Origin of the sequence: Desulfuromonas acetoxidans DSM 684 (genome assembly GCF_000167355.1) — a bacterium.
GTDB lineage: Bacteria > Desulfobacterota > Desulfuromonadia > Desulfuromonadales > Desulfuromonadaceae > Desulfuromonas > Desulfuromonas acetoxidans.
In genome coordinates this window covers 120,553-138,563 of the sequence record NZ_AAEW02000004.1, presented here as the reverse complement: position 1 = coordinate 138,563, position 18,011 = coordinate 120,553, and the positions used below count along the sequence as shown (strand labels likewise).

At 54.0% G+C, this 18,011-nt stretch carries 18 protein-coding genes; 6 read left to right on the top strand and 12 right to left on the bottom strand.

All coding sequences use genetic code 11. The annotated features are described in order from the left end of the window. Positions 1-20: 20 nt before the first annotated feature. From DACE_RS04340 to DACE_RS04310, 7 genes are all read right to left on the bottom strand, one after another. Complete coding sequence (locus tag DACE_RS04340; protein ID WP_005998614.1) at positions 21-812, bottom strand: TIGR01458 family HAD-type hydrolase; 792 nt, start codon at positions 810-812, stop codon at positions 21-23. A 358-nt stretch (positions 813-1,170) separates the two neighbouring features. Continuing rightward, positions 1,171-2,520 (bottom strand): PKD domain-containing protein, encoded by a 1,350-nt coding sequence (locus DACE_RS04335; RefSeq protein ID WP_005998611.1) that lies wholly within the window; start codon positions 2,518-2,520, stop codon positions 1,171-1,173. A 206-nt stretch (positions 2,521-2,726) separates the two neighbouring features. Beyond that, positions 2,727-3,431 (bottom strand): YkgJ family cysteine cluster protein, encoded by a 705-nt coding sequence (locus tag DACE_RS04330; RefSeq protein ID WP_005998609.1) that lies wholly within the window; start codon positions 3,429-3,431, stop codon positions 2,727-2,729. 20 nt (positions 3,432-3,451) lie between these two features. After that, on the bottom strand, positions 3,452-3,862 hold the full coding sequence (locus DACE_RS04325) for an HD domain-containing protein (RefSeq protein WP_005998607.1): 411 nt from the start codon (positions 3,860-3,862) through the stop codon (positions 3,452-3,454). A 1-nt stretch (position 3,863) separates the two neighbouring features. Continuing rightward, a complete protein-coding gene (locus DACE_RS04320; protein ID WP_005998605.1) occupies positions 3,864-4,994 on the bottom strand; it encodes a mechanosensitive ion channel family protein in 1,131 nt (376 codons plus the stop codon). 257 nt (positions 4,995-5,251) lie between these two features. Next, positions 5,252-5,452, bottom strand: coding sequence for a tautomerase family protein (locus tag DACE_RS04315; protein ID WP_005998603.1), 201 nt, complete (start codon positions 5,450-5,452; stop codon positions 5,252-5,254). Between the two features lie 16 nt (positions 5,453-5,468). Further along, entirely contained in the window at positions 5,469-6,647 is a 1,179-nt protein-coding gene (locus tag DACE_RS04310; RefSeq protein WP_050769966.1) for a YbfB/YjiJ family MFS transporter, read from the bottom strand. Between the two features lie 78 nt (positions 6,648-6,725). Here DACE_RS04310 and DACE_RS04305 point away from each other — a divergent pair, with 78 nt between their 5' ends. Together DACE_RS04305 and DACE_RS04300 are read left to right on the top strand one after the other, a co-directional pair. Further along, positions 6,726-7,577 carry a LysR family transcriptional regulator gene (locus DACE_RS04305; RefSeq protein WP_005998600.1) on the top strand — a complete coding sequence of 284 codons (852 nt, stop codon included), beginning with the start codon at positions 6,726-6,728 and terminating at the stop codon, positions 7,575-7,577. A gap of 100 nt (positions 7,578-7,677) precedes the next feature. Beyond that, positions 7,678-8,265 (top strand): DUF2284 domain-containing protein, encoded by a 588-nt coding sequence (locus tag DACE_RS04300; RefSeq protein ID WP_005998598.1) that lies wholly within the window; start codon positions 7,678-7,680, stop codon positions 8,263-8,265. Between the two features lie 99 nt (positions 8,266-8,364). On the opposite strand, the gene DACE_RS04295 is transcribed toward DACE_RS04300, so the two are convergent. Beyond that, positions 8,365-9,981, bottom strand: a complete 1,617-nt coding sequence (locus tag DACE_RS04295) for a sodium:solute symporter family protein (RefSeq protein ID WP_005998596.1) — start codon at positions 9,979-9,981, stop codon at positions 8,365-8,367. A gap of 27 nt (positions 9,982-10,008) precedes the next feature. Then, positions 10,009-10,185 carry a symporter small accessory protein gene (locus DACE_RS18420; protein WP_005998593.1) on the bottom strand — a complete coding sequence of 59 codons (177 nt, stop codon included), beginning with the start codon at positions 10,183-10,185 and terminating at the stop codon, positions 10,009-10,011. A gap of 163 nt (positions 10,186-10,348) precedes the next feature. Here DACE_RS18420 and DACE_RS04290 point away from each other — a divergent pair, with 163 nt between their 5' ends. Further along, positions 10,349-11,263, top strand: a complete 915-nt coding sequence (locus DACE_RS04290) for a LysR family transcriptional regulator (RefSeq protein ID WP_005998592.1) — start codon at positions 10,349-10,351, stop codon at positions 11,261-11,263. 23 nt (positions 11,264-11,286) lie between these two features. On the opposite strand, the gene DACE_RS04285 is transcribed toward DACE_RS04290, so the two are convergent. After that, positions 11,287-11,574, bottom strand: coding sequence for a GSU3529 family protein (locus tag DACE_RS04285; protein WP_005998590.1), 288 nt, complete (start codon positions 11,572-11,574; stop codon positions 11,287-11,289). A 136-nt stretch (positions 11,575-11,710) separates the two neighbouring features. Here DACE_RS04285 and DACE_RS04280 point away from each other — a divergent pair, with 136 nt between their 5' ends. The 3 genes from DACE_RS04280 to DACE_RS04270 are packed head-to-tail and all read left to right on the top strand — an operon-like array spanning position 11,711 to position 13,293. Beyond that, the gene (locus DACE_RS04280; protein WP_005998588.1) at positions 11,711-12,100 is read left to right on the top strand and encodes a rhodanese-like domain-containing protein; all 390 of its coding nucleotides are present in this window, start codon (positions 11,711-11,713) and stop codon (positions 12,098-12,100) included. Between the two features lie 21 nt (positions 12,101-12,121). After that, complete coding sequence (gene ppnP / locus DACE_RS04275; protein WP_005998586.1) at positions 12,122-12,454, top strand: pyrimidine/purine nucleoside phosphorylase; 333 nt, start codon at positions 12,122-12,124, stop codon at positions 12,452-12,454. A 17-nt stretch (positions 12,455-12,471) separates the two neighbouring features. Continuing rightward, entirely contained in the window at positions 12,472-13,293 is an 822-nt protein-coding gene (locus tag DACE_RS04270) for a CvfB family protein (RefSeq protein WP_005998584.1), read from the top strand. 1,180 nt (positions 13,294-14,473) lie between these two features. Here the strand turns inward: DACE_RS04270 and DACE_RS04265 are convergent. Both DACE_RS04265 and DACE_RS04260 read right to left on the bottom strand, forming a co-directional pair. Beyond that, positions 14,474-16,798 (bottom strand): putative bifunctional diguanylate cyclase/phosphodiesterase, encoded by a 2,325-nt coding sequence (locus DACE_RS04265; protein ID WP_005998581.1) that lies wholly within the window; start codon positions 16,796-16,798, stop codon positions 14,474-14,476. Positions 16,799-16,962: 164 nt separating this feature from the next. Next, the gene (locus tag DACE_RS04260) at positions 16,963-17,952 is read right to left on the bottom strand and encodes a YhdH/YhfP family quinone oxidoreductase (RefSeq protein ID WP_005998578.1); all 990 of its coding nucleotides are present in this window, start codon (positions 17,950-17,952) and stop codon (positions 16,963-16,965) included. Positions 17,953-18,011 lie beyond the last annotated feature (59 nt).

Sequence of the window (18,011 nt, the reverse complement as noted above, 5' to 3'; positions counted from 1 at the left end):
TGTATGCTTTCAGTGGGCGGTTAGATCTTATCTCGTGGTGCAACGCACTCGAACAGGTCGCTAAACGAGTCCATGACGGCGTCGGGGGAAAAGGCGGCCCCTTCCTCGCAACCTTGACGATATTTGCCGGTTTTTACCAAAATGCCATGCAGTCCGATGGCTTTTCCTCCGCCGATATCGGTTTCGATGTCGTCACCAATCATGGCAACATTCGATGCGGATAACTGCAGAGATTGCAGGGCCAGTTCAAAAAAGTCGCGACTTGGTTTACCAATCACCTTTGCCTGTTTACCACTAACGTATTCCAACCCGGCTACAAACGCACCGATGTCGACCTGAAGCCCTTCTTCACCCTGGAAAAACTTGTTTTTGTGCATGGCGATCAGCTCGGCTCCGGCATGGAGCTGTGAAAAGATGGTGTTGATGAGAGGGTAACTCCACGCAGCGCCAATGTCGCCGATAATCACGTAATCCGGCCGCTCATTGTTTCTGGGAAAGTCGGCAAATGCCGGTAGGACACTGTCACGAACCACTGGGTTGATTGTTGGACGGCCCAATCCGTTGAGGAACTGCACTGTGGCCGAAATCGGGCTGAAAACTTCCTCTTCATGGACGCTAAATCCCAAGCGCCTTAGTTTTTGAACAACGGACGCGGCAGTGCGCGTTGTCGTATTGGTCAGGTAGCGCCGAGGAATGTTCTCATCATCCAATCGCTTCAACACCTGCTGAGCGCCGGGCACCGGTGTTTCACCAACATAAAGGACGCCGTCGAGGTCGATAAGAAGGCCATAAATCGTTGTTGGTAACGACATTGATGAACTCCTTTTTCTGGAAGGAACGCTTCGGTCGCCAAGCTGATTCGGCAAGGCGTCGTTTTAACAAAGGGATTTGTTTCTCGGGAGGGACAACAAAATTGACTATGCCGACAATAACGTTATTCAGTACTGACTCATATATAGGGTACATGATGTTGTGACAAAGGGAATGGTGCGAATGGTTGTCAGATCCGTTTTCTGTTACTTCCTATTTCTATGTAAAAAAGATGTGGCGTTTTAAATCGCTGGAAGAATGGTGGCAGGGATAAGGGAGATATAAAAGACAAAAGACAGAATAATTCATTTTTATGACCCGGAACTGCTGGTGCAGTTCCGGGTCATTTGGATTGGTCAGTTATGGAAGAACCAGCCCAGGTGCGTTTATTGGTGTTGTCGTTCCCGCCGGAATCGTAATGTTGCCATTCGAGCCAGTCCAGATCCAGACGCCGTCAGAACCGTCTACCGATCCAGAAATCGCGCCGTATTCAAGGGTGACGCCTGTACTGTTGGAAATCCATACCGTGACACCCCAGATATGGTCGTTCGCTGTGGCCGTGGAAGGTTCATGACCGCCGGTGGTCCAAGGGCCATCATCATAAACAAGTACGTAAGGACCGGGCCAGGCTCCGTTATATGTCAGGATACGGGTGTCAGCGTTGTAGCTGAATGATCCTTTCCAGGCTAGTCCACTGGTGTTGTCATAAGTGGCACTTGCTGAATCGTCAATAGTGAAGTTTACCGCAACATGGTTTGCCGGTTGAGCAAATTGTGTGGAGATCGTGATCGTGTCTATTGCGCTGTCATCTTCACCGTCATTGACGGTTAAGCTGAAAACATAATCGCCGTACACATCGACAGTGAATGTCGGTGTTGCTGACGTCACATCTGACAATGTTGCAGTGCTGGTTGCCGGGGCACTGGTGATCGACCAGGAATAAGTTAATGGATCACCGTCTGCATCACTGCTGCTACTGCCATCAAGGTTGACAGTATCGCCGACGGAGACATTTTGATCTTCCCCGGCATCGGCCACAGGTGTCGCATTGCCAAGAGTTGCGGTGATTGTTGTGCTTGATTCGGCACTGTCGACGCTGCCATCATTGACCACTAAGCCAACCTGGTAACTGCCCTCAGTATCTGCAGTAAACGAAGGCGATTGTGCAGATGTGTCGGAAAGTGTTGCCGTGCTGCCGCCTGGAACGCTGATGAAACGCCAAGTGTAGGTCAACGGATCACCATCAGTATCACTGCTGCCGCTTCCGTCCAGATTGACCGTGTCATCAACCAGGACATTCTGATCGGTTCCCGCATCAGCTACAGGTGCGGAGTTCGCTGCGGATGCAGTAATCAAAACCGTCTCATCAAGGCTGTCCGAAACGTCGTCACTAACAATCAGGTTCAGTTCGTAGTTCCCTTCAACATCCGCAGTAAACGTAGGTCGAGCTGCGGTATCGTCTGAAAGGGTTGCACTGCTGCCGGCAGGCAGGGATGAGAATATCCAGGAATAGGTGAGGGTGTCACCATCTTGATCGGTGCTGTTGCTGCCATCGAGTTGAACGACGGTGCCGAGAGTGACATTTTGATCTGGGCCAGCATCGGCTACCGGAACATGGTTGGTTGATGCATGGTGGTCATTGTCGCTACTGCATCCACCATTGAGAATTAGAAATGTAAAACACACGAGAATAAAAAGAATTTTTTTCATCGGGCCCCTCCCCCCATCCAATGATTGTTTAAACAGGTTAAAAAACGTATCCAAATGTAGCAGTCTGTATTAATTTCGGCAACGGTCTTTAATGATTGTGTGGCGATTTGTTTTAATTTTTTGAATGAAAAGGGCGGTTGGCAGAAAAGAAATGATTAGTATGAGGTGTCAGGATGGAAAAGGTTAGAAGGGTTGATGCTCTGACTTTAGCAAGTGATAGCCTCAATCAGAAAAGATTCGCTCTTAGTGTTGCCGGTCAATTCTTGAATTCGTCGGTTTTCAGCCAGCTTTTCACTCACCTTTAACGTCACTTCCAACTCCAACAAATAAGGCAGATTCCCAGTCACGGCCACACCAAACACCTCTTTCATCTTTTCCAGACATTCCATCTCCGCCGCCTGGGCGATCTGTTGCGGCATGGCGAGATAGTGGGTGGGGAAGTTGACGGACTCCTGATCAAGCTGGGCCATGAAGGCTTGTTTTTCTTCGCTGCTGAGTGTGGAGAAATCCAGTGTGCAATAGTGGGGATCCATGGTGGAGAGTAGCGCGCGGCAGGCCAGGGGGCGGTATGCATAGACGGAGCAGGCACCGTCCGCATCGAGCAGTGGGCAGGGGCCGACTTGCTCGCGGCTGGCTTTGAGGAAATTTTTCAGATCATTGTTGTCGCGGTCAATCTGTTTGAGCTTTTCGGCGTGAAGGTGGATCGCTTCAATCTGGTTGTCATTCAGGTGTGGAGCCAGGGCCACGGCTTCGGTGAGGGTACAGCGCACATTAAGCGAGCAGCAACCCGAACAGCCGCGTTTGCAGTGGATGGTGCCACCTTTGCCGACGAATTCACCGCTGCACAGGGTACAGAGCTGGTCGAGGAAGCGGTGCTTTTGCTGAGCGTGTTCAATAAGGGCGGTCCACACGGTGTCGTAATCCTAACGGTCTAGTTGATGTTGTCGATCTTGTTGACGATCTGGTCGGCGAGCTTGAGGATTTCCAGCTCAACATAGTCGTAGCGTGATTTGGAATGGTGGTTGCCGACGATCTCGGCGACTTTTTTCGTTTTGTCTGGATCAAAGCCGATTTTCTCTAGCAGCTCCGTGGCCACGGCCGGACCGTATTGCTCTTGGGTTTTGCCGTCGTTGTAGCCGAGTTGAGCCTCGGAGGGTTTGATGCCGACATCGTGGAGCACGGCACTGGCCAGCAGCAGTTCTTCGTCGACATGGTCATAGTGGCCGACCAGCAGTTCGGCCTGTTTAAGCACTTCAATGGCGTGGGTGATGCGGCGGTAATCGGTGTCGAAGAAATCAACCAGCGTCTTGATCAGTTGCCCTTTGAGCTGTTCGTGTTTCATGTCAGGCGCTCTCCTCGGTGGACGCCAACCGATCGGGATCGATCAGGCTGTCGCTGTTGTCGTGGATGTAAATGCTGCGGCTGGGAAAGGCGATCTCCATGTGGAGACCGTCAAGGATCTCCATAATTTTCAGACACACATCTTCGCGGGCTTCAAGGTAATCGCCCCACACCGTGGTCGTGGTGAAGCAGTAGATCAGGATATCCAGAGACGACGCACCAAAATCGGTAAAGTTGACCAGCATGAAGTCCTGCTGGATGGCCGGGTGGTTTTTCAGCATGGTGCGGATAGCGGCCACGGCGTCGCGCATCTGTTGCGGTGTGCTGTCGTAGGTGACGCCGACACTCATCTTGATCCGGCGCTTGGGCATGCGGCTGTAGTTGTTGAGCGAGGTGTTGGCGATGATGTTGTTGGGTACCGTGATCAGGGTCTTGGCAAAGGTGCGGATTTTGGTGGAACGGAAGCCGATCTCTTCCACCACGCCTTCAAGGTTATCGGTCTGAATCCAGTCGCCAACCCGGAACGGGCGGTCGAGCAAAATCATGATTGAGCCGAAAATGTTCGACAGGGTGTCTTTGGCCGCCAGAGCGACGGCGAGACCACCGAGGCCGAGTGACGCAAGCAACCCGGAGATGGAATAACCGAGGTTCTGGATAATCAACACGCCTGCCAGCACGAAAATAAACAGCCGCGCCGATTTGCGGATAAATGGCAGCAGGTGGTCGTCGAGCGGTGAGCCGGTATGATGCGCCCACTTGGCAATGGTGCATTCGAGAATGTCGACGGCATTGAACAGAATCCAGCCGATATTGAACGTGAATAGCGTCTTGATCAAAGCGTGGCCGAACTGCTTTAAATCGGTTGGTTCGCTGGGCAGTTGCAACACCTGCAGGGCGATAAACAGCCCGGCGATGAAAACGAGAAATTCCAGAGGACGTCGCAAACTCTGCAGCAGCAGATCATCAAAGGTGTTCTCGGTGCGATCCACCAGTGGTGAAATGACGCGGGTTAAAAGGCGACTGAACAAACGCTTGAAAATCAGGCACAGCAACACAATGCCCATAGCCAGAGCGTAGCGTTGCAGAGAAATATCAAAATACTCCTGTTGCAGCCAGGTATGGAGTTGCTCCATGGGCGATCCTCCGGTCGGGGTGGCAAATGAGGACAGTATAAGGAAGCCACCCGCCAGCGGCAACTATTTCGAACGATTTGTTGCGTGTCCGTGATCTCTTGACATTCAACAGCCTGAAGTTAACCACGGAGATACTGAGACACGGAGAAAGCCAGAGCACCTTTTGATTTGTGCTTTGTCGGCCTGTGTTTGTTTTGTCCGTGGCTAAAAGCGCTCTTTATCTTGGTCTTATCGCGCTCGCCGTGTTGCAACGGAGGCTATTTCCCCTGGCGCAGCACTGTGACCGTTTCGCCGCCGATACCCCAGTTGTCGGTATCCACTTCTTCAATGGTGACAACCGTGGTGGCCGGATTTTTGCCGAGCACATCAACCAGTAGTTGGGTGGCTCCTTTGATCAGCGCGGCTTTCTGTTCTTTGGTGGCTCCTTCGTTGGTGATACGAAAATGGACGTAAGGCATGTGTGTTCTCCTTGACTCAATTAAGAATAGGTGCTGGCGAGAAGTGGTCAAAAATAATGATGACGCCACCACAGACAATACAGCCTGCAGCAATACCCAGCGGCAGAAAAAAGCCGGCATGGGTGTCGGCAATCACTCCGGCAACGGCTGGACCGAACATCTGGCCGAGGCTGAACGCCGTGGTCAGAATGGCGGCGGCGCGCCGTGTATCCGTCGGCCTGCGGCGATTGCCTTCGGCCAGAGTCAAGGCGACGATGCCGAGAAAGGTGGCACCGAAGCTGACCGCTGCGAATAACACCTCGCCAATCGTAGTGGCGTTGATGCTGAACACAATGCCCACGGCTTGCAAAGCGTAGGCTGACAGCAGGGCTTTTTGGTAGCCGATGCGCCGCGCCAGGAGCGGCCAGATCAGGGTCGATGGGATCGCAGCCACTCCCACGGCAACCCAGCTATACGGAGCAAATCCAGCCAGGCCCGGTGTGTCGGTGATAATGGCGACGATAAAGGTGGCCGTAACAATGTAGCCAAACCCTTCAAGAAAATAGGCAACGGCTAATCGCCACAGCGAGTGTTTATGTTTTTGGGGGGCTGCGACGGGTTGTGTCGATGGACGGACCTCAATATGTCTGCGACCCACTGCCAGACCCAGCAGGGCCATGCCCAGGGCAAGTCCGCCCATGCCGAGCCAGGTGCCGGACCAGCCGTTAATCCGGTCAAGCCACGGCACCAGCAGTCCGCTCAGGGCTATGCCTGCGCCGATACCGCTGTAAAGCGCACCGAGCCATTGGCTGTGCCCACAACGGATCAGGGTTTCGGCAACTTCCGCAGTAATAACGATAAACAGGATGGCGCTGGTTAGTCCGCTGGCAAACCGCATGGCACTCCAGGCGATTTCCGACGTGGTCAGGCCCATGGTCAGGGTGGTGGCAATGCTGATGAAAAGAGCTGTGGCCGTAAGGACCCGATTGTGCAATAGCTTTGGTGCCAGCATGCACAGCACTGCGCCAACGAGATAGCCCGCGTAATTGATGGCTGCCAGACCGCCGGCCAGACTGTTGCTGATGCCGAGGTCACGTTGCATCAAGGGCAGAATCGGGGTGTAGGCAAAGCGGGCAATACCCATGGCCACCACCATGCCGAGCATGCCGCCGATCAACACCGTTAAAGCCGTCTGGTTGTTGTGCTGTGTCTGCATATTTGACATTCTACGGCGTTAAAAATATCATATCAAATGAAAGATAAAGATAAAAACCATTATAAAAAGTGATATCACATGGAGATCAACGAACTGAAAATCTTTTTGGCCGTGGCTCGACAGGGGAGTATCTCCCGTGCTGCCGAAGAGTTGAACTACGTGCAGTCCAATGTGACGACACGGATTAAACAACTCGAAGAGCGATTCGGTCGTCCTCTGTTTCATCGCAAAAGCAAAGGGGTGTGTCTCACCGCTTCGGGGCTGATATTGTGCGATTATGCGCAGCGGATCATTCAATTGACCGGCGAAGCACACGATGCCCTGAGCGAGAACGCCGTGCCGCAAGGGCCATTGGCCATCAGCTCCATGGAAACGACGGCAGCAGTGCGTCTACCGAGCTTGCTGGCCGATTATCATCGCCGTTATCCTCAGGTTGCCCTCAATCTGGTCTCGGCGCCTTCGGCGGAATCGTTGAAAAAGCTGCTTGATTATCAGGTGGACGGCGCATTTATCGCCGGTGAAGTTGACCCGCAGGCCATCGAATCGTGCGAAGTCTTTGAAGAGGAGCTGGTGCTGGTGGCGCCGTTGGATATTGATCCCCTCACTATGGAGAGTCTGAAGATCCTGGTGTTTCGTCCCGGATGTTCTTACCGGGCGCGGCTGGAAAACTGGTTGCGGCAGAACGGCCGTTTGGGGTACCACAGCGTTGAACTGGGCTCCATCGAAGGGATTCTTGCCTGCGTGGCGGCCGGGATGGGGATCAGCATTCTGCCCCGGTCCGTGGTTGAGCGTCCCCACCTGATGCAGAACTGTGCCCTGCATGAGCTGCCGGAGCCGGTTCGTAGAATGACGACCCGTTTTGTCTGGCGGCGCCATGAAAAACCGAGTACGGCCCTGCAGGTGTTCCGTGAATTATTGCCGGCTCCATGAGAAGGATGGGGTGGTTTTTGATCGCGAATACAGGATGTTTGGAGTAAGATTGACCCGTTGCAGGATATCGGACCGGGTAAGAAGAAAACAGGAGACCGTCATGGAAGAGAGTCAGCTACGACAATTCACCGATAAGGCCCGTGCGTTGGGAATGGATGATGCCCGTTGTGTTGGTGTGATGGAATTACCCATTGATCCGACACTGACGGATTATTGTCTGGAATGCGGTGCCTATGGCGAATCCGCCCTGTGTCCACCGCATCGTGGTGCCATTGATGATGTGCCGAAATTGCTGGCCGGTTATGAGTGGGCCGTGGTGTTCAAGCGCGACCTGCCGGTGGTGGATTTACAAAGTCAGGAATACCATGAAGTGGCGCGACAGATCCACGTCGTGGCAGCACAACTGGAAAAGTGGGCGCGCATGCGTGGTTTTAAAGCGGCCGGACTCGCCGCAGGCTCATGCAAGCGGTTGTTTTGCGCCAACAGTGACAGTTGTCAGGCGTTGGAGCCGGGTGGCGTGTGCCGCTTTCCCCAATGGTCGCGGTTGTCGTTGTCGGCTCTGGGCGTCAATGTGTTTGCGTTGTGCGACAAAATTGGCTGGCCGATTGAAAAGATCACCCGTGACAGCAGTCATCCGTCCGATGCCATGGGCGTGCTGGTTGGTATCCTGCTGGTGGGACGCAAATAATCTGTTCAATAGTGGGAAGAGTGCACCAACCACAGAGAGATGAGCCCTCTGTGGTTGGACCGTCGTCAGATCGATGCGAAGCCCCGGATGGGGCTTTGCTTATTTCATGTTGTGGAAACAGCGCTCAATATGCTGTTTTGAATAGCTCTTGTTTCGTTTGAGGTTGAACAGGATTGTCACCAGGGCAGAAGCGGGTAAGGCAATCACCAGTGGGTCAACAACGGCCCACAAGGTCCCGGCTCCCAGAGAGTCAACGCCGAACAGGGCGTTGCACACCATCAGGGGTTTGGACTCTTTAGCGTGGACAAAAAACAGCCAGAACAGGCTGATGGTTGTGCCGGTGAAAAAACATGCCCAGGCGCTCAGGCGGCTCATGTTGCGGAAATAAAGCGCCCCGAAATACATCGGCAGAAACGCCGCCGCGCAGATGCCGAAGAAGATCGCTGTTCCCCGCGCAATGATGGCCGTTCCCCCCTCAAAAAATGTCGGCAGAGCCCAGGCGAGAAAGTAGCTGATAAGGATGGCGAATAAAATGCCCACCTTGGTCAGGATGACACTATTACCGCTGCGACCCAGAGCTTTTTCGTAAATATCTCGGCCAAGGGCTGTGCCCATGGCGTGAAACTGGGAACTCAGGGTGCTCATGGCTGCAGAGAGCAGGGTGATCATGAACACAGCGGTGAACCATTGCGGCATGGATGCACTGATGTACAACGGGATGATCTCGGCAACATTCTTGCCCGCGGCGATCAGGGCAATCTGCCCGGCGGTGTCCGGGTTTTCGTAGAAGAAAAACACGTTGGCCAGTGCGCCGATGGCAAAAGAGACGCCAACGACAATGAGGACAAAGATGCCGCCAATCAGCACGGCGCGGTTGAGTTCACGATTGCTTTTCACCGTCATGAACCGCACGATCAACTGAGGCTGGGCAAGGACGCCGATGCCGACGCCGAGAACAATGGTGGTGACGACAATCAACCAGTATTCGCTGCCGAATTCGGGAAAGCTGGTCCAGCCGGTGTGGCCCTTGGCGCCGAAGATCTTGATGGCGATCTCCTGCATGTTGGTCAGGCGCTGGTGGGCGGTGATGAAGCCACCGAGTTTGTGATAGGTGGCGACAAGCAGTGACACCATGCCGATAAACATCATGCTGCCCTGAAAAGCATCGGAGTACATGACCGCCTTGAGCCCGCCCATGATGACATAGACGGCGACGAAGATGGTCAGGAAGAACAGAGCCACGTTGTAATTGATGGCCAGAATCTGGGCGATGAACTTGGCGCCGCCCATGAGAACCACGCTGGCGTAAAGCGGCATGGCCATGAAAATCAACAGGCCGGTCGCACCCTGCAGGCGGGTTGACTCAAAACGGCGGCCAAGAAATTCCGGGAAGGTGTGGGCGTTGAGATTCAACCCCATCACCCGGGTGCGACGACCGAAAAAAACAAAGGCGATAAAGACGCCGACAAACACGGTAAGAAAGGTCAGCCACTGCAGGCTCATGCCGAAAACGGCTGCTGCGCCGCCAAAGCCGATGATGGCCGAGGTGCTGACGAAGGTTGCACCGTAGGATAACGCCATGACAAAGGGGTGGATCTGACGACCGGCGACCAGATAGTCGGCGGTGTTATTGGTTTTCTTCCACGCCTGAAGCGATAAAATGGCAATAATGGTCAGATAAACGACGACAACGGTGGTCAGTAATGGGATGCTCATGTAGGATGTTCCTGTTATTGCAGTGAGTTAAAGTTGTTCCTCGACGTGTTTTTCTTCCTCGTTCCACTGTTGTTCCTGGGAGAGCTCTTCGTCGGTTATATAGCCTTTGTTCCAGTTGAGCAGGCCGTAAATAATGCACAGTACCGTGCTGAGCAGGGTGAGGATCATGCCCAAGGGAACAAGTGTCCCTTCGAGTCCTAGCATGGCAAATACTCCTTTGTGATTAGGTTAATCGAACTTTCCATATGTTTAGAAATGTGTGGTTTTTCCGTAACTGGTTATTTCTACAGATTTATTTCTATTTCAACAAATTGATTGTTTAGCAGGAAGCGTTCGATAAAATCGAACGCTTGAGGTGGATAGCAGGATGGAACTTTATCAGTTACAGTCGTTTGCCGTGATTGCCCAGACCAAGAATCTGACCCGCGCAGCAGAAACCCTCAACCTCAGCCAGTCGGCATTGTCCAGCCAGCTCAAAGGTCTGGAGGAAGATCTCGGCGTTGTCCTGTTCAAGCGGGGGGCGCGTGGTATGCGCCTGACCTTGCAGGGGGAGCAGTTGCTCGATGAGGCCAACCAGGTGCTTAGTTCGGTGCGTCAGTTACGCGAACAGGCCCATGCTTTGCATCAGGGCGGCGGTGAAGTGGTGACGCTGGGATTGAATGCCAGTCCATCCTTTTTACGCATTGCCTCGATTTCCCGGCGACTTAGCCAGTTGCACGGCGAGGTGCGGCCGGTGTTCCAGACCAGTCAAACCGTAAACACGGCGCGCATGTTGCGCGAAGGACAGATCGATGTCGGTTTTCATTACGGCCGCATGCGGGAGCGCGATATTGTTCATCAAGTGCTGGCCGAAGTGCGGGTGTGCGTGGTGATTCCGACGCGTCTGACCGAGGATGTCGACAGTCTGGATTGGACGCAGGTGGCAGCATTGCCGTGGATCTGGGTCGGTAACGATTGTCCATTTTACACCATGCTGATGGAGCGTATTGAGCGACAGCTATTGCCGCGCCAGGTGGTGACCACGGTGGATGAGCAGATCGTGCGCGAACTGGTGGCCGATGGTCAGGGCGTGGCCATGATGCGTGAAGATGAGGCCATGCCGCTGGTGCAGCGCGGTCGGGTGAAAATCTGGGAACCGGGTTGGTTGACCCTGCCGTTGGGGTTGGCGTGGCTGAGTAAAAATTCCGGCCAGGATCGCATCCGTTCCATGGTCAGTGTTATCCAGGATGTCTGGCAGACTGAGCAGTCCGTGGAAGAGAGCGAGACGCCTTACTGGTTGTGATCAGCGTCAGTGAGAAATTCGTGTTAAGACACTGAACAACTGGACGGCGAACCCCCTTCAACCGTAATGCCGAGTTTGTCCAGCGTTGTGATCAGGTCGGAGACGGTATAGCCTTCTCCAAAACAACCGCAGTCGCTGTAAGGATCAAGGTCGTTTAATTGCTCAATAAGGCGGCGCACGAGGTCCGTTTGCTCTTGATAGCGTTCCGCCTGGTTAGCCACCTGTTGCAAGGGGGCAACCAGATAGTCGGGCAGTTCGCCCTGTTCGTTTTCATGCCGAATAGCTGCGGCCAGTTGTTCAAACAGTTCCATTTTTCCCTCCTGTTTATAAAATAACCCTATCCCCAGCTTGCCGCACGAACGGCCATTTTGCAATGCTGTTGCCCTCTATTGTTTTGTCGTGTGCCGTGCTATGCTGCGCGGCATGTTTTACAGACAAGGAGAGAGTATGGAATTGTCGATGAACTGGCGCCGGCCCCTGTTTGGTGGGGCGGCAATTTTACTGTTGGCGATAGCCGCCTGTGGCGAGAATGTGGCGCCGAAATCGCTCAATCAGCAATTGAAGAAAAAGAACCGTCCCGTGGTTGTGGATGTGCGCAGTTCGTTTGAATACCAGTCCGGGCATGTTCCCGGAGCCATCCATATTCCGCTCTGGTCGGTGCCGTTCAGTCGCTCAAAGCTGCCAAAGGAGTTGGATGGTATCGTAATCTATTGCGAGCACGGTCCGCGGGCGGTGTTGGCGCGAGGCTTATTTTTGCTGATCGGCGTGCGACCCGTTGCCTTTGTCAAGGGACACATGGCCGCCTGGCGTCAGGCGCGCTTACCCATGGAAAAATAATCTGATTGTTTGGAGAATGAGATGACGTACCAATCCCCGCAAGAATTTTCAGCAGCCACAGTGGCTTGTAAAGCAAATCTCTACTTTGACGGTCAAGTGGTCAGCCACAGTCTGACGTTGGTCAATGGCGAAAAAAAGACCCTTGGTGTGGTGTTTCCAGGCCTCTACCGTTTTGAAACCAATGCTGCGGAAAAAATGGAAATTATTGCCGGTCAGTGCAAAGTGAAAGTTGCCGATCAGGATGGCTGGATCGGTTTTGAAGCCGGAACGTGGTTTGATGTGCCGGCCAAGTCATATTTTGAAATCGAAGTGATGGACGGTTCTGTGGAATACGTCTGTTCTTATATTGCGTAGTCTTCGGAAAGGCTGTCATGATTCAAATAGGTTGTTGGCATACACTGGTGGTGATGTCGCGTGATGATCGTGGAGCAACATTGCTCCTGGAAGAGCAGCCCGTGTTGCTGCCGAAAAAAGAGTGCCCCATCGCCACCCAGGTGGGCGATGAGATGACGGTGTTTGTTTATAACGGCCGTCAGGATCAATTGGTGGCAACCTTTAAGAAGCCTTTGGCCGAGGCCAATCAGTTTGCTCTGATGCGTGTCAGCCAGGCCAATAAGTTCGGAGCATTCGTTGATTGGGGCCTCGACAAGGAGTTGCTGGTGCCGTTTGCCGAGCAACCGGAGCGGTTGAAGGCTGGCCGCGATTATATTGTCCATGTCGGCATCGATAACAGTGGGCGGCTGATCGGCAGTACCCGCATCGAGCGCTTTCTTGAAGTGGACGAGATTCCTTTCAACCCAGGTGAAGAGGTGGACGTGCTGATCTGGCAGTTGACCGAGCTGGGCGCCAAAGTCATTGTCAATAACCGCTACGCCGGTTTGATCTACAAGGATGAGCTGCCTCCTGATCTCAAACGTGGAGAACTGGGCAAGGCCTATGTCATGCGGGTGCGTGATGATAATTTGATCGACATTACCCTGCGCAAGGTAGGTAAAGCCGGTATGGATGAGGCGCGTCAGGTGGTGTTCCAGGCCTTGCAGGCAGAAGGTCGTTTGCCGCTGACCGACAAGAGCGCTCCCGAAGAAATTGAGCAGATGTTGGGATTGAGTAAGAAGGCGTTCAAGCGGGCGGTTGGCATGTTGTACAAAGAGCAGCTGATTGAGCTTGATGAGCGGGAGATTCGCCTGCGTTGATTTGTTGAACGCTGTCCTTCGGGGATAGCAGCCACGCTCTTCCGTTCAGCAGCACCGAATGCAATGAACATCCGCGCGATTCGTTCTGAATTGCGAACCACTGAAGATCAAAGTCAAGGTCGCCGGGTTTCGTCCCGGCGGCCGACATACTTTTGACTAGCCGCTCAAAAGTACGCAAAAACCAGCTGAACTTCTCCTGAACCTGAATCCACCGACACTGAGTTTGTTTCCGTGATGTTTCACAGCTTCGGCTCGCCGCCCTTTAGGTCGGCGAATCGTGCTCTTCGTCAGCTTTGGCGTAAAACCGTGATAACAATCTTAAGTCGCGCTCTATCTCTGGTGTTGCCCCGCTCAAGCGGGTGGGACGGTGCCCACCCTTGCGGCAGAGTGTCATTTAGCACCCAAGCCCTCCCGTTCAGCAGCGCCGAACGAAGAGAACGGTCAGCGCGATGGTTGTCGGCAACCTGTTTGAGGACTGATGCCGACTGGGCGAGTTTTGCCGACATCGCGGTGTTAGTGAACGCAGAGAGGGAACCCGTAAGGGCGCAATGGGGTTGTTATTGATCAGAGGAACGAGAGGTGTTGCGTGAGATTTTTTGCGTCAGCAAGGCAGAGGGAGGAGCTATAGTCGTTCTATGGCGACGACCGATAACGCCGCTGACGTGAAAAAGATCTGCAACAACTCCGTGAAGGCTGATTGATGACAACCCCTTGGGAGTCGATTTTGCGCCACTTTTGTCGACGCAAAATGTGGCCCGAGGTGTGGGCGCGGAAGCCCACGTCATGTGGGTACCACCATTGCGAACGGATGAAGTTTGCCAGAGCGGTCAGTTCCGAGTGACGAACCATTGAAGATCAAAGTCAAGGTCGCCGGGTTTCGTCCCGGCAGGCGACATACTTTTGACTGGCCGCTCAAAAGGATGCAAAAACCGGCTGAAAACCTCCTGGCCCTCAGATCAACCGACAATGCGTCTGTTTCCGTTATGCGTCACAGGTTCGGCTCGTCGCCCTTTAGGTCGACGAATCGTGCAACGCATCATCTTTGGCGTAAAACGTTGATAACAATCTTCAGTCGCGCTCTATCTCTGGTGTGGCACCGATCAAACGGGCGGGACGATGCCCGCCCTGCAGTCGTGTGTTATTCAGCAGCCAAGCCATCCCGTTTAGCAGTCCCGAATTGTTATCCTGTCCCGTTTTCACCTTGGCGTACCATTTCCACAATTCGTTCCGGCGGCACCGCCGGGCTATAGAGAAATCCCTGAATTTCATGACAGTTATGCTGTTCTAGAAACTTGCGCTGACCATGGGTTTCAACCCCTTCGGCAACAATGTTGAGTTTCAGGGTGGCTCCCATTTTAAGGATCGCTCCGACAATCGCGGCATCGGTGTCGCTCTGTTCGATATCGCGTACAAAGGCCCGGTCGATTTTCAGGGTGTTGACCGGAAACCGTTTCAGGTAGGCCAGAGATGAATAGCCGGTGCCGAAATCGTCAATGGCGATATGCACGCCGAGTTTCTGGATGGCCTGAAGGATGTTGATGGTGACTTCGGGGTTCTGCATGATCACCGTCTCGGTAATCTCAACTTCCAGCCATTGGGCGGCAAGTCCGGTTTTTTTAAGCACGTCAGTGATGCTTTTCAGCAGACTTTCCTGCTGGAGCTGATGGCCGGAGAAGTTGACAGCCATGCGAATAGGCGGTAGACCCTGCTGTTGCCAGATCAGGCATTGGCGGCAGGCCTCCTCAAGGACCCAGCGGCCGATGATACCGATCAGCCCCGATTCTTCAGCCAGCGGGATAAATTCTGTCGGCATAACCCAGCCCATCTCCGGGTGGTTCCAGCGGATCAGGGCTTCCACCGACGTGATCTGGCCGGTGTGGATATTAACCTTGGGCTGATAATGCAGCACAAATTGTTGCTGCTGAAGCGCCAGGTGAAGCCCGTTGAGCAGACGCAGACGACTGTTTTGATTCAGGTCGATCTGGTCGGTAAAAAACTGGATGCCGTTACGGCCGGTGGACTTGACCGACAGCAGTGCGATTTCGGCTTGTTTCAACAGTTCTTCCGGGGTGTCGCCATCCTGAGGATAGAGTGCGATACCGGTGCTGGTGGTCAAAAATAGCTCGTGGCTGTTGATGGCGATCATCGGCGTGAGTGCCTGGGTGATTTTAACCGCCAGGTTGTGAACGATGTCGGCACTTTCGACGTTAACCAGCATGATGACGAACTCATCGCCATTGAGTCGGCCGACCACGTCGACTTCACGGACCTGGTTGAGCAGGCGTTGACTGACGGCTTTGAGCACCTCGTCGCCAATGGCGCTGCCCAGGGCATCGTTGATCAGTTTGAAGCGGTCAATATTGATGATCAGAAAGGCGGTGTTTTTCCGTTCTCGCTTGGCCATCAGGGTCACTTGTTCAGCGCGCTCCATAAAATTCGAACGGTGGGCCAGTCCGGTGAGCTGGTCAAAGTTGGTCAACTGGTCAAGGCGCGCTTCGGCCTGGCGGCGGGCGGTGATGTCGCGAAAGATACCCCACAAGGTCCACTGGCCATCGTTTTCTTCTAGCAGAGTAACGTTACTGTCGAGAATGATCGCTTGCTGGTCGCTATTCGTGCGCATAAGCAGCTCTGTGGCTGGAAAGGACGTACCGTTTTCCAGCAAGAGAACCTGGCGTTGCCAGCGGGGGCGATCCGTCGGGTCGATCAGGCTGCTGATGTTGATTTCGTTGCTGTCCGGATCGATGTTAAGAATGGAGCGTGACGCTTGGTTGGCGTAATCAATGGTGCCATCGGGTCGAAATTGAATAATCAGGTCGTTGGCATGGTTGAGAAAGTTCCCCAGACGGCGTGCCAGTGTTGATGCTTCGGCAGTTTTGCGACGCAGGGCATGGGTGAGAAAAGTGCAGATAAAGGCGATGGCTGTATTGAGCAGGGTGACCCACAACCAGAGCAGCAACAGAAAAGTTTCTGACAGTGCCGGGGTTCCATCAAGCGGCTGGTAGATGTACGGCAGCAGGTTGTAATGGCCGGCGATCAGTGCCCAGGCGTAAAACAGGCCGTTCAGCGCACCGATGCCGAGAACGTCACGGCGGTTTTCGAGCAAAAAGGCCGCCTCAATCGTTGTCACCAGGTATAGAGGCCACAACCAACTGTTGCCGCCGCCGGTGAAGTGGATCAATACGGTGACAACAAAAATATCCAGCAGGATGTGCAGGTGGTCGATAAAGGCAAAGCGAGCGATTTTAAGGTAGTAGTAGTGGTAGATCAGATTGTAAAGATTGAGGGTCGAGAGGGTGCCGAGCAGCAGGGCGTATTGAAGGATTGACAGGTCGAACGTCGATTGCGACCAGACCAGCATGATTTCGGCCACTAGGCAGAACACGACGATGGCGCTGATCAGTTGCCAGCGAACGCGGGTGATCAGGTGGGTGCGTTCGAGTCGACCCTGCAGGCTGACGGGCAGACCTGCTGGATTCGCCGATGTCGGGATGGTTGGTATGCTCATGGGCGTCCGTCGTTGGGGTTGCAAGGGATGATACACTCTCAACGAATCAGACGGCAATATTTTATTAGGATCAGTTCAATGAGAAAGTTGCCATGATATGGCGTAACGCGTTGGGGCGGCTAACGGTTTTTAGCCGCCCCGGTAACACGTTTGGTTGGTGCTGATCAGGGTTTGATAATCTGACGGCGCTTCAATGATCCGGCCAACATGGCTGAAATCGCCTCTTCCAATCCCTCCAAGCCGATCTCATCATTCATGGTCTCAAGTTGAGGCAGACTCCACTCGCTAGCCAGCTTGTTCCACACGGTCTGGCGACGCGGCATGGGGCATTCGGCGGAATCGATGCCGATGAGGCGTACACCGCGCAGAATAAAGGGGAACACGTTGATCGGCAGGTCGGGGGAGCCAACCAGGCCGCAGCAGGTGACGACGCCATCGTAACGGGTGGCCTTGATGGCAGCGGCCAGCATCTCTCCGCCGACACAATCGACCACTCCGGCCCAACGCGGTTTGAGCATGGGCCGGGTACTGTTTTCGGTGACCTCATCGCGGCTGATAACAGATGTGGCGCCCAACTCTTTGAGGTAGGCGTGTTCCGACTCTTTGCCGGTGGCGGCAGTGACCTGGAATCCGGCTTTGGCGAGGATGGCCACGGCGAGGCTGCCGACACCACCGGTCGCGCCGGTGACGAGAATCTCCCCCTGATCCGGGGTGACACCGGCTTCAACAAGTTCTTGCACGCTCAGCCCGGCCGTCAGTCCGGCTGTGCCGAACATCATGCTCTGTTTCAGGCTCATGCCCGACGGTAATTTCACCGCCCAGCTACTGGGAACGCGAATCATTTCGGCAAAGCCACCGTCGGTTTCCATGCCCAGATCATAGCTGGTGACAATCACTTCATCGCCGGCGGCAAAGCGACCATCACTGCATTCAACGACAGTTCCGGCGGCATCAATGCCCGGCGTATGAGGAAAATTGCGGGTCACGCCAGGGTTGCCCGTGGCCGACAGGGCATCCTTAAAATTCAGTGACGAATACGCGACCTGAACCAGGAGTTCACCAGCGGGCAGATCATCGATCGAACGCTCCACCACCTGGCGGACAAATTGTTTGGGTTGTGGCATGGTTACCTGTAAAGCGCGAAAGGTTGTCATCATTTTCTCCTTAAATAGGGGGCAGGGGCGGCGCTCTTTTGGGCGGCGGCCTGTGCCAA

Bases quoted from the DNA above. Each gene is read 5' to 3' on its own strand.
- DACE_RS04340 (WP_005998614.1), bottom strand. From the start codon at position 812: ATGTCGTTACCAACAACGATTTATGGCCTTCTTATCGACCTCGACGGC.
- DACE_RS04335 (WP_005998611.1), bottom strand. From the start codon at position 2,520: ATGAAAAAAATTCTTTTTATTCTCGTGTGTTTTACATTTCTAATTCTC.
- DACE_RS04325 (WP_005998607.1), bottom strand. From the start codon at position 3,862: ATGAAACACGAACAGCTCAAAGGGCAACTGATCAAGACGCTGGTTGAT.
- DACE_RS04320 (WP_005998605.1), bottom strand. From the start codon at position 4,994: ATGGAGCAACTCCATACCTGGCTGCAACAGGAGTATTTTGATATTTCT.
- DACE_RS04315 (WP_005998603.1), bottom strand. From the start codon at position 5,452: ATGCCTTACGTCCATTTTCGTATCACCAACGAAGGAGCCACCAAAGAA.
- DACE_RS04310 (WP_050769966.1), bottom strand. From the start codon at position 6,647: ATGCAGACACAGCACAACAACCAGACGGCTTTAACGGTGTTGATCGGC.
- DACE_RS04305 (WP_005998600.1), top strand. From the start codon at position 6,726: ATGGAGATCAACGAACTGAAAATCTTTTTGGCCGTGGCTCGACAGGGG.
- DACE_RS04300 (WP_005998598.1), top strand. From the start codon at position 7,678: ATGGAAGAGAGTCAGCTACGACAATTCACCGATAAGGCCCGTGCGTTG.
- DACE_RS04295 (WP_005998596.1), bottom strand. From the start codon at position 9,981: ATGAGCATCCCATTACTGACCACCGTTGTCGTCGTTTATCTGACCATT.
- DACE_RS18420 (WP_005998593.1), bottom strand. From the start codon at position 10,185: ATGCTAGGACTCGAAGGGACACTTGTTCCCTTGGGCATGATCCTCACC.
- DACE_RS04290 (WP_005998592.1), top strand. From the start codon at position 10,349: ATGGAACTTTATCAGTTACAGTCGTTTGCCGTGATTGCCCAGACCAAG.
- DACE_RS04285 (WP_005998590.1), bottom strand. From the start codon at position 11,574: ATGGAACTGTTTGAACAACTGGCCGCAGCTATTCGGCATGAAAACGAA.
- DACE_RS04280 (WP_005998588.1), top strand. From the start codon at position 11,711: ATGGAATTGTCGATGAACTGGCGCCGGCCCCTGTTTGGTGGGGCGGCA.
- ppnP (WP_005998586.1), top strand. From the start codon at position 12,122: ATGACGTACCAATCCCCGCAAGAATTTTCAGCAGCCACAGTGGCTTGT.
- DACE_RS04270 (WP_005998584.1), top strand. From the start codon at position 12,472: ATGATTCAAATAGGTTGTTGGCATACACTGGTGGTGATGTCGCGTGAT.
- DACE_RS04265 (WP_005998581.1), bottom strand. From the start codon at position 16,798: ATGAGCATACCAACCATCCCGACATCGGCGAATCCAGCAGGTCTGCCC.
- DACE_RS04260 (WP_005998578.1), bottom strand. From the start codon at position 17,952: ATGACAACCTTTCGCGCTTTACAGGTAACCATGCCACAACCCAAACAA.